Source organism: Caballeronia fortuita, from assembly GCF_001544835.2.
Lineage (GTDB): Bacteria > Pseudomonadota > Gammaproteobacteria > Burkholderiales > Burkholderiaceae > Caballeronia > Caballeronia fortuita.
The window spans coordinates 741610-753992 of sequence record NZ_FCNX02000001.1 but is presented as its reverse complement, the minus strand read 5'-3'; the positions used below and the strand labels follow the sequence as shown (position 1 = coordinate 753992).

General features: G+C 64.0%; 12 protein-coding genes. 5 read left to right on the top strand and 7 right to left on the bottom strand.

Annotated elements, in window-relative coordinates:
• Positions 1–104: 104 nt before the first annotated feature.
• The 4 genes from glcE to proC are packed head-to-tail and all read left to right on the top strand — an operon-like array spanning position 105 to position 3996.
• Positions 105–1193, top strand: a complete 1089-nt coding sequence (gene glcE, locus AWB77_RS03550) for a glycolate oxidase subunit GlcE (protein ID WP_061132958.1) — start codon at positions 105–107, stop codon at positions 1191–1193.
• An 8-nt stretch (positions 1194–1201) separates the two neighbouring features.
• Positions 1202–2428: a glycolate oxidase subunit GlcF gene (glcF, locus tag AWB77_RS03545; protein WP_061132957.1), complete on the top strand. Its 1227-nt coding sequence runs from the start codon at positions 1202–1204 to the stop codon at positions 2426–2428.
• 45 nt (positions 2429–2473) lie between these two features.
• Positions 2474–3169 carry a YggS family pyridoxal phosphate-dependent enzyme gene (locus tag AWB77_RS03540; protein ID WP_061132956.1) on the top strand — a complete coding sequence of 232 codons (696 nt, stop codon included), beginning with the start codon at positions 2474–2476 and terminating at the stop codon, positions 3167–3169.
• A gap of 14 nt (positions 3170–3183) precedes the next feature.
• Positions 3184–3996 (top strand): pyrroline-5-carboxylate reductase, encoded by an 813-nt coding sequence (proC, locus tag AWB77_RS03535; protein ID WP_061132955.1) that lies wholly within the window; start codon positions 3184–3186, stop codon positions 3994–3996.
• A gap of 15 nt (positions 3997–4011) precedes the next feature.
• Here the strand turns inward: proC and AWB77_RS36580 are convergent, their stop codons facing one another.
• Positions 4012–5025, bottom strand: a complete 1014-nt coding sequence (locus AWB77_RS36580) for a class I SAM-dependent methyltransferase (protein ID WP_244158396.1) — start codon at positions 5023–5025, stop codon at positions 4012–4014.
• A 33-nt stretch (positions 5026–5058) separates the two neighbouring features.
• Between AWB77_RS36580 and AWB77_RS36690 the strand changes: the two genes are divergently transcribed.
• Positions 5059–5262: a hypothetical protein gene (locus AWB77_RS36690; RefSeq protein ID WP_157694740.1), complete on the top strand. Its 204-nt coding sequence runs from the start codon at positions 5059–5061 to the stop codon at positions 5260–5262.
• Positions 5263–5529: 267 nt separating this feature from the next.
• On the opposite strand, the gene ubiA is transcribed toward AWB77_RS36690, so the two are convergent.
• The 6 genes from ubiA to recG all read right to left on the bottom strand — a co-directional run bounded on the left by ubiA (position 5530) and on the right by recG (position 12327).
• A complete protein-coding gene (gene ubiA, locus AWB77_RS03525; protein WP_061132954.1) occupies positions 5530–6390 on the bottom strand; it encodes a 4-hydroxybenzoate octaprenyltransferase in 861 nt (286 codons plus the stop codon).
• A 103-nt stretch (positions 6391–6493) separates the two neighbouring features.
• Entirely contained in the window at positions 6494–6982 is a 489-nt protein-coding gene (locus tag AWB77_RS03520) for a Dps family protein (RefSeq protein ID WP_061132953.1), read from the bottom strand.
• Between the two features lie 122 nt (positions 6983–7104).
• Positions 7105–7257 carry a hypothetical protein gene (locus AWB77_RS35570; RefSeq protein WP_157694739.1) on the bottom strand — a complete coding sequence of 51 codons (153 nt, stop codon included), beginning with the start codon at positions 7255–7257 and terminating at the stop codon, positions 7105–7107.
• Between the two features lie 32 nt (positions 7258–7289).
• Positions 7290–8762: a catalase gene (locus tag AWB77_RS03515; protein ID WP_061133156.1), complete on the bottom strand. Its 1473-nt coding sequence runs from the start codon at positions 8760–8762 to the stop codon at positions 7290–7292.
• Between the two features lie 289 nt (positions 8763–9051).
• On the bottom strand, positions 9052–10011 hold the full coding sequence (locus AWB77_RS03510; RefSeq protein WP_061132952.1) for a hydrogen peroxide-inducible genes activator: 960 nt from the start codon (positions 10009–10011) through the stop codon (positions 9052–9054).
• A 129-nt stretch (positions 10012–10140) separates the two neighbouring features.
• Positions 10141–12327, bottom strand: coding sequence for an ATP-dependent DNA helicase RecG (recG, locus tag AWB77_RS03505; RefSeq protein ID WP_061132951.1), 2187 nt, complete (start codon positions 12325–12327; stop codon positions 10141–10143).
• Positions 12328–12383 lie beyond the last annotated feature (56 nt).

Genomic DNA, 12383 nt, shown 5'->3' with positions numbered 1-12383 from the left:
GAACGCGTTCCGCTATCCACGTTTCCCCGCGTGTGGCGCGGTTAAGCGGCCGGTACAATCGACCGGACTGCCATAGAAAACCAGAATTCGAGAGCGGAACATCCATGGAACAGGACGACATCGTCGCCGGCTGGTCGGAGAGGATCGCCCGGGCCACCGAAACCGGTGCGCTGCTGCGCATTCGCGGCGGCGGCACCAAGGACTGGTACGGTCAGACGCTCCAGGGAGAGATTCTCGACACGCGCGCCTGGCGCGGCATCATCGCCTACGATCCGGCGGAGCTCGTCATCACCGCGAAAAGCGGCACGCCGCTCGCCGAAATCGAAGCCGCGCTGCGCGAGCACAATCAGATGCTGCCGTTCGAGCCGCCGCATTTCGGGCGCAACGCGACGCTCGGCGGCTGCATCGCCGCGGGACTCGCCGGCCCGCGCCGCGCGTGGACCGGCGCGCCGCGCGATTTCGTGCTCGGCGCGGTCATCATGAACGGGCACGGACAGGTGCTGCACTTCGGCGGGCAAGTGGTGAAGAACGTCGCGGGCTATGACGTGTCGCGCCTGCTCGCCGGATCGCTCGGCACGCTCGGGCTGATCCTGGAACTGTCGATCAAGGTGCTGCCGCGCCCCGTCGCCGAAGCCACGCTGAAGTTCGACATGCACGCAACAGACGGCGTGCGCAAGCTCAACGAATGGGGCGGCCATCCGCTGCCGATCTGCGGCAGCGCATGGCGCGACGGCACGCTCGCGCTGCGTCTCGCGGGCGCGGAGGCCGCCGTGAAGACCGCGCGCAACACGCTCGGCGGCGAAGTCGTCGATGCCGTCGAAGCCGACCGCTTCTGGATCGGCATGCGCGAGCAGACCGATCCGTTCTTCGCCGTGATCGAGCCGCGTTCGGCGCTGTGGCGGCTCGCGCTGCCGTCGATCGCCGAGCCGCTGCATCTGCCGGGCGCGCAATTGATGGAATGGGGCGGCGCGCAGCGCTGGTGGATCACCGACACCGATCCGCAAACCGTGCGCATCAGCGCGAAGCAGGCGGGCGGCCACGCGACGATCTTCCGCGCCGGCTCCGCCTACGATCGCAATGCGGGCGTCTTCACGCCGCTGCCCGCGCCGCTCATGAAGATTCATCGTGGATTGAAAGTTGCGTTCGATCCGGCGCGCATCTTCAATCGCGCGCGTTTGTATCCAGACTTTTAGGCGCATCGATGCAAACCAATCTCGCCGATTTCATTCGCGGCACCGCAGACGGCGACGAAGCCGACTCCATCCTGCGCAAGTGCGTGCATTGCGGCTTCTGCACGGCGACCTGCCCGACCTATCAACTGCTCGGCGACGAGCTCGACGGGCCGCGCGGTCGCATCTATCTGATGAAGCAGATGTTCGAAGGCGCGCCGGTCACGCGCAGCACGCAACTGCATCTGGACCGGTGCCTCACGTGCCGCAACTGCGAAAGCACGTGTCCGTCGGGCGTGCAATACGGCAAGCTCGTCGAGATCGGGCGCAAGGTCGTCGAAGAAAAAGTCGAGCGGCCGGTGCGCCAGCGTCTGCAACGGCGTCTGCTCGCGAGCTTCCTGCCGAACAGCACGCTCTTCACGCCCGCGATGAAGCTCGGCCAGCAGTTTCGCGGCATTCTCCCGCGCAAGCTGCGCGCGAAGATTCCGCTGCCCGAGCGCCCGCTCGCCGCACCGACCAACAAGCACGAACGCAAGATGCTGATGCTCGCCGGATGCGTGCAGCCCGCGATGATGCCCAACGTAAACACGGCGACGGCGCGCGTGTTCGACGCGCTCGGCATCGAGATCGTCACGGCGCCGGGCGCGGGCTGCTGCGGCGCGATCCGCCTGCATCTCGGTTATAACGACGATGCGCTCGACGACGTGCGCAACAACATCGACGCATGGTGGCCGTATGTCGAAAGCGGCATCGAGGCGATCGTGATGAACGCGTCGGGCTGCGGCGCGACGGTGAAGGAATACGCGCATCTGCTGCGCAACGATCCGGCGTACTCCGAGAAGGCCCAGAAGATCGTCGATCTGACGCGCGATCTCGCCGAAATCCTGCCGATGTACGAAGAGGAACTCGTCGCGCTCGCGCGCCGTCGCAGCGTGCACACGGTGGCGTTTCATCCGCCTTGCACGTTGCAGCACGGACAGCAGATTCGCGGACGCGTCGAGCATTTGCTGAGCGCGCTCGGACTCGAAGTGCGCCTGCCCGCCGACAGCCATTTATGCTGCGGCTCGGCCGGCACGTATTCGGTGCTGCAACCGAAGCTCTCGTACACATTGCGTAACCAGAAGCTCGATCGGCTGGAGAAGCTCGAACCGCAAATGATCGTGTCGGCGAATGTCGGCTGTATCGCGCATCTGCAAAGCGGCACGTCGACGCCCGTCACGCACTGGATTCAACTTCTGGAGCATCTGCTGTACGGATAAGGCCGCTTCGTATAATGAGCGGCTCGACCGCCTCGATCCTCAAGCATGTCCATCGCACAACATCTCGAAGAAGTCCGGCAACGCATCGCGAAAGCGGCGCACGACGCGTCGCGCGATGCGTCGTCCGTCACGCTGCTCGCCGTGTCGAAGACCTTTCCCGCGAACGACGTGCGCGCCGCCTTCGACGCCGGCCAGCGCGCGTTCGGTGAGAACTACGTGCAGGAAGGCGTCGCGAAGATCGCCGATCTCGCGGATCTGCGCGGCGAAATCGAATGGCATTTCATCGGGCCGCTGCAATCGAACAAGACGAAGGTCGTCGCGGAACACTTCGACTGGGTGCATTCGATCGACCGCCTGAAAATCGCCGAACGCCTGAGCGCGCAACGTCCGCCGGGCGCGCCTGCGCTGAACGTCTGCGTGCAGGTGAACGTGAGCGGCGAGGCATCGAAGAGCGGCGTCGAACCGGAAGAATGCGCCGCGCTCGCGCATGCGATTGCCGCGCTGCCCGGACTTCGACTGCGCGGTTTGATGGCGATTCCCGAACCTGCCGGAACACTCGACGAACAACGCCAACCGCACGCGCGTCTGCGCGAACTGATGAACACGCTGCGCGCGGACGGCCTCGATCTCGACACGCTCTCGATGGGCATGTCCGCCGATCTCGAAGCCGCCGTGCTCGAAGGCGCGACGATGGTGCGAATCGGCACTGCGATTTTCGGCGCGCGTACTTACACCACCTGAACTCACCATCCATCATGAAAATTGCATTCATCGGCGGCGGCAACATGGCCGCGGCGCTCATCGGCGGTCTCATCAAGCGCGGCGCGGCGCCCGCTGACATCTATGCCGTCGATATCAACGACGAAGCGCGCGCGCGCACCGCGAAGCAATTCGGCATCGCGACGGGCGCGGCGGTCGACGCAACGCTCGCCGGCTACGATGCGATCGTGCTCGCGGTGAAGCCGCAAGTGCTGAAGAGCGTCGGCGAAGCGCTCGCGCCGCATCTGTCGAAGCAGACGATCATCAGCATCGCGGCTGGCATCCGCGCGGCCGATCTCTCGCGCTGGCTCGGTGGCTACGCGCAGATCGTGCGCACGATGCCGAATACGCCCGCGCTGATCGGCATGGGCGTGACCGGCCTCGCCGCCCTGCCCGGCGTGACCGATGCGGCGAAGGCGCTCGCATCGCAAGTGCTGGAAGCGGTCGGCACGGCCGTCTGGTTCGACGACGAATCGAAGCTCGACGCCGTCACCGCCATTTCCGGCAGCGGTCCGGCATACGTGTTCTATTTCATCGAAGCGATGCAGGAAGCGGCGCGCCGCCTCGGCATGGACGAGAGCCAGGGACGCGCGCTCGCGGTCGCGACCTTCACCGGCGCGGCGCAACTCGCGGCGCAATCGGGGGAACCTGCGAGCGTGCTGCGCGAGCGCGTGACATCGAAGGGCGGCACGACGGCGGCGGCGCTCGCATCGTTCGATGAAGACGGCGTGAAGGACGCGATCGTGCGTGGCGCGCTTGCAGCACAAGCGCGCGCGAAGGAGATGGGAGACGAGCTGGGCGGCGCGTGAGGGCGCCGCGCTCGCTCAAAGTTTCTGCACGACGAACTCGATGCCGCATTCCCCGAATGCGGTCCGCGTCTGGTCGTAGCGTTCCATGCCCTGCAGGAAGCTGTGATCCAGCAGTTCGACCTTCTTCACGCTGACTTCGCTGTCGAATTCGCGCAGCAGATCCAGCACGTTGATCGAAACGGGCGACCAATTCTGGCGCTTGCACAACGTGAACGTATGTTTGTGATCGTCGTTGAACGTCGACGGCCACACACCCTGCTCGTACATGTCCTCGTCCGGCACGGTGATGACGAGATGCCCGCCCGGCTTCAGCACGCGCAACCAGTGACGCAGCGCGACGCGCGGGTCCATTATGTGTTCGAGGCAGTGCCCGGAGTAGACGAAGTCGAAGCTGTCGTCCTGCACGTTGTCGAGATACTGCGCGTCGCCCTGCTCCCACTCGTAGACCGTCACGCTGCCGATGCGCGGAAACAGCGACCGGTACAGCGCGATGCTGTCGTTGCCGCCGCCGACATCGAGCCCGTTGCCCACGAGCCAGCGATTGCTGAAGCGGGCATCGAGCAAACGGCGATTGAGCGATATGCACGTCGTGCCTGGAACGCCCAGCGTGAGCAGCAACGGCCGCGTCTGATCGCCGGGCAGCAACCACTTCCTGAGTGCGTACTCGCCCCACGCCCGCGGCCACAGCACCGCGTAGCCCGTGTCTTCGCCATGCCAGTGCAGCGTGTGTGTCGAGTCGAACGACGCGAGCAAGGCCAGAAACGCCGCTTCCTGCTCGAAGCCGTCTTCGACGGATTCAGGAAGTGCTCCGCCGCTCGTCCGAAAATCGCGCCGGTAGATGCGAACATCGTCCAGCACGATGAGTGCGTCGTCCGCACGCCCGCGCAGACGCTCGAGTTCGGCCAGCAACGGCAGCCGCACGGTCTCGGTGTGCTCCTCACTCCGGTAGCTCTGTCCGCCGAAATCCGCGCCGGGATAATGCGCGTCGAGGAAAACGAGGCAGCGCCGTCCTGCCAGTGCGTCAGTCACCACTTGGGAGCCTAGGAAGGCGAGACTGTCCGCATGCGTCACATGAAGGCGTTCGCTCTGTTCAGCGGCGGCGAAAAGCGGCTCGAAGATCTCGCACGACAGCGCTTTCGTGAAACCGGCGTCCAACGCTGCGCGACAACCGTCGCCTCGTCCATAGCCCGTTTCGACGAGATGCGTGATGCCATATCCGGCAACGAGTCCGGCCAGATCGAAACGCTTAAGAAAACCCATGACTGACCCACAGAAAATGAAACAGGCGAGCGAACGCCGCCGTGCGTGCGCGCGGCGGTGTCCTGCCCGTCGATATAGAAAACGAGATGTCCGTAAATGAATCGCCGCCTATTCGGGATGCCATATTGTCTGCATTCCCGAACGATTAAGCGATTGCCTAACTCACGAACTTATCAAAGATAGAGCCCCGATGCCGCGCTGTGAACAAATTTTTCGTTCTCACACTGTTTCGCGGACCGGCGAGAGTCATGGGGCACGTTCTTGCAACGAGGATCAGCCGGCCAGTGCGTAATGCAGCGCGATGCCCGCGAATAGCATGCCGCCCAGCCAGTTGTTGTGCTTGAACGCGGCAAAGCACGCCATGCGTTCACGATTGCGAATCAGCCCATAGTGATACACCGCGCAGCCCGCCGCCGCGATCCACCCGAGCCAGTAGAGCCAGCCGAAGCCGAGCGCAATGCCGATGCCGATGTAAATCGCGAGGATCGCCGCATAGCAGAGCATCACCGCGAGCACGTCGTATCGGCCGAAGGTCAGCGCGGACGTGCGAATGCCTATCTTGATGTCGTCGTCGCGATCGACCATCGCGTATTCGGTGTCGTACGCGACCGACCAGAATACGTTCGCCGCGAGCATGATCCACGCGAGCATCGGCACGTGGTTCTGCACGGCGGCGAAGGCCATCGGAATGCCGAAGCCGAACGCGATGCCGAGGTATGCCTGCGGAATCGCGAAGAAGCGCTTCGTGAACGGATACGAGCCCGCCACGAAGAGCGCGAACACCGACAACTCCTTTGTGAGCGTGTTGAGCGGAAGAATCAGCAGGAACGCGACGAGCGAGAGCGCCGCCGCAAGCGCCACCGCTTCCCAAGCCTTGATCTTGCCCGACGTGATCGGCCGCTCCGCCGTGCGCTTCACATGACGATCGAAGTCGCGGTCGGCGTAGTCGTTGATCGCGCAGCCCGCCGAGCGCATGAGGATGGTGCCGAGCGTGAAGATGACGAGCAGCATCGGCGATGGCCGGCCATCGGACGCGATCCACAGCGCATTGAGCGTCGGCCACAAGAGCAGAAGGCTGCCGATGGGCTTGTCGAGGCGCACGAGGCGCATGTAGAGCGGAAGACGGGCGAGCATGACGGACCTGGCAGCGAAAATTCACGACAAGCTATTTTAGAACAGCCCGAAAAACAAAAACCCCGCATGAGAGCGGGGTTTCGTCGCTTCGAAGCAGCGCGCTTTACGCGAGCATCGCGCGCAGCATCCACGCGGTCTTCTCGTGCGTCTGCATGCGTTGCGTGAGCAGATCGGCGGTCGGCTCGTCGTTGGCGGCCTCCGTCGCCGGGAAGATTTCGCGCGCGGTACGCACCACGGCTTCCTGACCTTCCACCAGCTGGCGGATCATGTCTTCCGCGGCCGGCACCCCGTCCGCTTCCGGAATCGACGACAGCTTCGCGAACTCCTTGTAGCTGCCCGGCGCGTGCACGCCCAGCGCGCGGATGCGTTCGGCGATCGAGTCGACGGCGAGCGCGAGTTCGGTGTACTGCGTCTCGAACATCAGATGCAGCGTGTTGAACATCGGACCCGTCACGTTCCAGTGGAAGTTGTGGGTCTTCAGATACAGCGTGTAGGTGTCGGCCAGCAGCCGGGACAGCCCGTCGGCGATCTTCTTGCGGTCTTTGTCGCTGATGCCGATGTTGACGGCAGGTGCAATGCCTTTCTTCGCCATGTTGACTCCGTGAGAGTGATTCGAGCAGTGCGAACGCCGCGCGCGGCTTGCGCGGCGCGGCGTTTCGAGCGTTCGACAGTTTAGCGTAGAAACGGGGAACGATTCGTGGCACAGCGACGCTTTCACGCGCCCACGACACCGCCCGCGACAACGAGTCCATACCCCGCCGCGACGATGCCGAACGCAATCGCGACGCGCACGCCGCGCGATGCCTGCACGCTCGTCGCTTCGATCCGGTCGACGGCCTGCGCAATGTGAATCAACGCTTCGGACATGATGCTTTCTCCTGTGTTTCGAATCGATGCCGTCAGACGGCAGCGGCGTTTTCCTCGTCGACGATCTGGCCGAGCGTCGCGAGCGCGTCGATCACGCCTTGCGCGTAAGCCGGATCGATGCGACGGAAATGCTCGATCTGCCGCGCGACGATATCGTTCGGCACGCCGTGAATGTGCCGCGCGATGTTGCCGAAGAAGCGCTCGCGCTGCGCGTCATCGAACAGCCTGAAGAGCGCCGCGGGCTGGCTGTAGTAATCGTCGTCTTCGCGATGGTCGTAGCGGTACACCGTGCCGCCCGCGAGCGGCGGCTCGTTCGCGCTCGCATCCTGCGCGAATTCGCCCCAGCGGTTCGGCTCGTAGTTGACGCGGCCGCCGAGATTGCCGTCGGTGCGCATCGCGCCATCGCGATGAAACACGTTGGCCACGGCCGCGCGCGGCGCATTCACTGGAATCTGGTGATGGTTGATGCCAAGCCGGTAACGCTGCGTATCGCCGTAAGAGAACAGACGCCCCTGCAACAGCCGATCGGGCGAGAAGCCGATGCCCGGCACCACGTTCGCCGGCGTGAACGCGGCCTGCTCCACGTCCGCGAAGTAGTTCTGCGCGTTGCGATTCAACTCGATCACGCCGACGTCGATCAGCGGATAGTCCTTGTGCGGCCACACCTTCGTGATGTCGAACGGATTCATCTTCGACTTCGCTGCCTCTTCTTCCGTCATCACCTGAATGCGGAAATTCCAGCGCGGAAAGTTGCCGTTATCGATGTTGTCGACGAGATCGCGCTGCGCACTCTCGCGATCGCCCGCGATCACGGCGGCGGCTTCCGCGTCCGTATAGTTGTCGAGCGGCTGCTGTGACTTGAAGTGGAACTTCACGTAGAAGCGCTCGCCGTCCTTGTTGACGAAGGAGAACGTGTGCGAACCGAAGCCGTGCATCTGACGGTAATTCTTCGGAATGCCGCGGTCGCTCATGAGAATCGTCACCTGATGCAGCGATTCCGGATGACGCGACCAGAAATCCCAAGCCGCGACGTTGCTGCGCAGATTCGTGTACGGATCGCGCTTCTGCGTGTGGATGAAGTCGGGAAACTTGAGCGGATCGCGGATGAAGAACACCGGCGTGTTGTTGCCGACCACGTCCCAATTGCCTTCTTCCGTGTAGAACTTGATCGAGAAGCCGCGTACGTCGCGCTCGGCATCGGCGGCGCCGCGCTCGCCCGCGACCGTCGAAAAGCGCATGAAGATCGGCGTTTCCTTGCCGATGTCCGCGAACAGCTTCGCCTTGGTGTAGCGCGAGATATCGTGCGTCACGCGGAACGTGCCGAACGCGCCGGAGCCTTTTGCGTGGACGCGCCGCTCGGGAATCACTTCGCGATCGAAGTGCGCGAGTTTCTCGACCAGCCAGAAGTCCTGCAAGGTAACCGGACCGCGCGGGCCGGCGGTCTGCGAATTCTGGTTGTCCCCGACGGGTGCGCCCGCGGCGGTCGTGAGTCGTTGGGTCGTCATCGTGATGCTCCTGTTTGTGCGTTTGCGTTGGATGATGGTGGCGCGCTTAAGCGACGCGGGCGAATCGGCGAGGAACGCGAGCACGATGTCGCTGATGTTTCCGTAGCGGTCGAAGATGGTCGCGGCGGTCATGGATTCCTCTCTTGGCAAGACTGTGAGAGAGATCGTAACTCAAACTATCGATATATCTAATTCGATTAATTTTATCTATACGATAGGCGCGGCGCCGCCGAAATGAAAACGCCGCACTCCATCGGAGGAGTGCGGCGTTTGCGTGGACTGCGTGTGCTTAGTTGACGGCGACGGGCATATCGAGCTTCTTCACGCCCGGCAGATCGCATTGCGCAATGGCATCCGAGATCGCGTCGATCGCCGGCATGCGCGTAAAGCTCTTGCGCCACGCAAGCACCACGCGGCGGTCGGGCACGGGTTCGTCGAACGGAACATAGCTCAGCAAGCCCGAATCGATGCCCGCCGCGTGCGGCTTCACTTCGCTCACCGACATGCGCGGCAGCACCGTAATGCCGACACCGCTTGCGACCATATGGCGAATCGTCTCCAGCGACGAGCCTTCGAACGTCTTCTGGATGCCGTCCGCGTTCTGCGAAAAGCGCATGAGTTCGGGGCACACGCCGAGCACGTGATCGCGGAAGCAATGGCCGCTGCCGAGCAGCAGCATGGTTTCCTGCTTGAGATCGTCCGGATCGATCTTCGGACGGTTTTCCCACGCGTGACCCGACGGCATCGCAACGACGAACGGCTCGTCATACAGCGCGCGCACCATCAGACCGGTTTCGGGAAACGGCAGCGCCATGATCGCGACATCGATTTCGCCCTGCTTGAGCAGTTCGATCAGCTTGAGGGTGTAGTTCTCCTGGAGCATCAGCGGCATCTGCGGGACCGACTTGATCATCTGCTTGACGAGAGTCGGCAGCAGATACGGCCCGATCGTATAGATCACGCCCAGCCGCAACGGGCCGACGAGCGGATCCTTGCCCTGCTTGGCGATTTCCTTGATGGCGAGTGTCTGTTCGAGCACGCGCTGCGCCTGCGTCACGATCTGCTCGCCGATCGGCGTCACGCTGACTTCGCTCGTCCCGCGCTCGAAGATCTGCACGTTGAGTTCGTCTTCGAGTTTCTTGATTGCCACCGAGAGCGTCGGCTGGCTGACGAAGCACGCCTCGGCGGCGCGGCCGAAATGCCGTTCGCGCGCAACCGCGACGATGTACTTCAGTTCAGTGAGGGTCATTGGAGGCCAATGAAATACATTGATTCGATAGGTTTGAGTTATACACCCGGCAACCGCCGTTCGACAACTTTTGCCGATTCGCCGGTTTACTCCGCTAAATAGGGACCGAGATGACTTGCGCGAGTTCAGTCACGCCTTCAAATAGTGCTCGCGCGCGCCGAGCCAGCGCGCGAGATGGCGTGTGACGGCGTCGGGGAATTGCGCGAGCATCTGATCGGCGGCGGCGCGCGCGGGCTCGATCAGCCAGCCGTCATTTTCAAGACTGGCGAAGCGCAGCATCGCTTCGCCGGATTGCCGCGCGCCCAGAAATTCGCCCGGGCCGCGGATTTCGAGGTCGCGGCGCGCGATCTCGAAGCCATCGGTGGTTTCGCGCATCGTCGAAAGGCGCGCGCGCGCCGTCTGCGACAGCGGATTCGCGTACATCAGCACGCACACCGACGCCGCGCTGCCGCGCCCCACGCGGCCGCGCAACTGATGCAGTTGCGCGAGACCGAACCGCTCCGCATGCTCGATCACCATCAGCGACGCATTCGGCACGTCCACGCCGACTTCGATCACCGTCGTCGCGACGAGCAGTTGCACTTCGTTGCGCGAAAACGCGTCCATCACGGCGGCTTTTTCGGCGGGCGCGAGCCGACCGTGAACCAGCCCCACCCGCAGTTCCGGCAGCGCGGCGACGAGCGTTTCGTATGTTTCGACGGCGGTCTGTAGCTGCAGCGTCTCGCTTTCCTCGATCAGCGGACACACCCAGTACACCTGCCTTCCGGTGAGCGCCGCCTCGCGCACGCGGCCGATGATCTCGTCGCGCCTGCCGTCCGACACGACTTTGGTGAGAATCGGCGTGCGGCCGGGCGGCAGTTCGTCGATGGTCGAGACATCGAGGTCGGCGTAATAGGTCATCGCGAGCGTGCGCGGGATCGGCGTCGCGGACATCATCAATTGATGCGGCTGGAAGTCGGCGCGTCCGTCCGCCGCATTCAGCGCCTTCGCGCGCAACGCGAGCCGCTGCGCGACGCCGAAGCGATGTTGTTCATCGACGATCACGAGGCCGAGGCGCGCGAACTCCACCGCGTCCTGAATGATCGCGTGCGTGCCGATGACGAGCTTCGCCGTGCCGAGCGCCGCCGCTTCGAGCGCCGCGCGTTTTTCCTTTGCCTTGAGACTGCCCGCGAGCCACGCGACGGTGACGCCGAGCGGCTCCAGCCAGCCGCGCAGCTTGCGCGCGTGCTGTTCCGCGAGAATTTCGGTCGGCGCCATGAGCGCGGCCTGATAACCCGCGTCGATGGCCTGCGCCGCCGCGAGCGCAGCGACGATTGTCTTGCCGCTGCCGACATCGCCTTGCAAAAGACGCTGCATCGGATGCGCGAGCGTCAGTTCTCCGGCGATTTCCGCGACCACGCGCTGCTGCGCGCCGGTCAGCGCGAACGGCAGCGCGCGCAGGAGACGCACGACGAGCGACGCGTCGTCGTCGGGCAGGCGGCGCGGCATCGCGGGCGCGGCGCGCGTGCGGCGCTCTTCGTGCGCACGCTTGAGTGACAACTGCTGCGCGAGCAATTCCTCGAACTTGATGCGCGTCCACGCCGGATGCGTGCCGTCGATGAGCGCGGTTTCGTCGGAATCGGCGTGCGGATGATGCAGCGTCTTCACGGCATCGAGCAGACCGGGCACATTCAGAGGCTGCAAATGCGCCTTGGCGACAGGCGCCGGCAGCAGTTCCGGCAGATCGACGCGCGTGATCGCGTTGTCGATCGCCTTGCGCAGATAGGCCTGCGAGATTCCCGCCGTCGACGGATACACCGGCGTCAGCGCCTGCGGCAGCGGCGTGCCGTCATCGACGGGGCGCACCGCCGGATGCACCATCTCCAGCCCGAAGAAGCCGCCGCGCACGTCGCCGCGCACGCGCAGCCGCACGCCGATCGCCATCTGCTTGACCTGCGAGCCGTAGAAGTTGAGAAAGCGCAGCGTGAGTTCGTCGCCGGCGTCATCGTGAATTTTGACGAGCAACTGGCGGCGCGGCCGGTATGCGATCTCGTTGTCGAACACGACGCCTTCGGTCTGCGCGACATCGCCCGGAATCATCTCGCCGATGGGCGTGAGCGATGTTTCGTCCTCGTAGCGCATCGGCAGATGAAGCACGAGATCGATGTCGGATTTGAGGCCGAGCCTGGCGAGCTTGTCCGCCGTCTTGACGACGGTTTTCGGCTTCTCGTCCGCCTTCGCCTTCTTCTTCGACGGCGCGGCGGCGCGCGGCGCGTCGCTTTCCTCCAGGGCCAGCGGATCGGTCGAGGCGGTTACGCGGCGGTCGGACAAGGGCATCGGCTCTCTTCGCAAGTACAATATGAGGTTTGTTCGGCGCGAATGCGGTTTCTTCG

Coding starts and splice junctions, on each gene's coding strand:
- glcE (WP_061132958.1), top strand. CDS start 105: ATGGAACAGGACGACATCGTCGCCGGCTGGTCGGAGAGGATCGCCCGG.
- glcF (WP_061132957.1), top strand. CDS start 1,202: ATGCAAACCAATCTCGCCGATTTCATTCGCGGCACCGCAGACGGCGAC.
- AWB77_RS03540 (WP_061132956.1), top strand. CDS start 2,474: ATGTCCATCGCACAACATCTCGAAGAAGTCCGGCAACGCATCGCGAAA.
- proC (WP_061132955.1), top strand. CDS start 3,184: ATGAAAATTGCATTCATCGGCGGCGGCAACATGGCCGCGGCGCTCATC.
- AWB77_RS36690 (WP_157694740.1), top strand. CDS start 5,059: ATGCGTCACATGAAGGCGTTCGCTCTGTTCAGCGGCGGCGAAAAGCGG.
- ubiA (WP_061132954.1), bottom strand. CDS start 6,390: ATGCTCGCCCGTCTTCCGCTCTACATGCGCCTCGTGCGCCTCGACAAG.
- AWB77_RS03520 (WP_061132953.1), bottom strand. CDS start 6,982: ATGGCGAAGAAAGGCATTGCACCTGCCGTCAACATCGGCATCAGCGAC.
- AWB77_RS35570 (WP_157694739.1), bottom strand. CDS start 7,257: ATGTCCGAAGCGTTGATTCACATTGCGCAGGCCGTCGACCGGATCGAA.
- AWB77_RS03515 (WP_061133156.1), bottom strand. CDS start 8,762: ATGACGACCCAACGACTCACGACCGCCGCGGGCGCACCCGTCGGGGAC.
- AWB77_RS03510 (WP_061132952.1), bottom strand. CDS start 10,011: ATGACCCTCACTGAACTGAAGTACATCGTCGCGGTTGCGCGCGAACGG.
- recG (WP_061132951.1), bottom strand. CDS start 12,327: ATGCCCTTGTCCGACCGCCGCGTAACCGCCTCGACCGATCCGCTGGCC.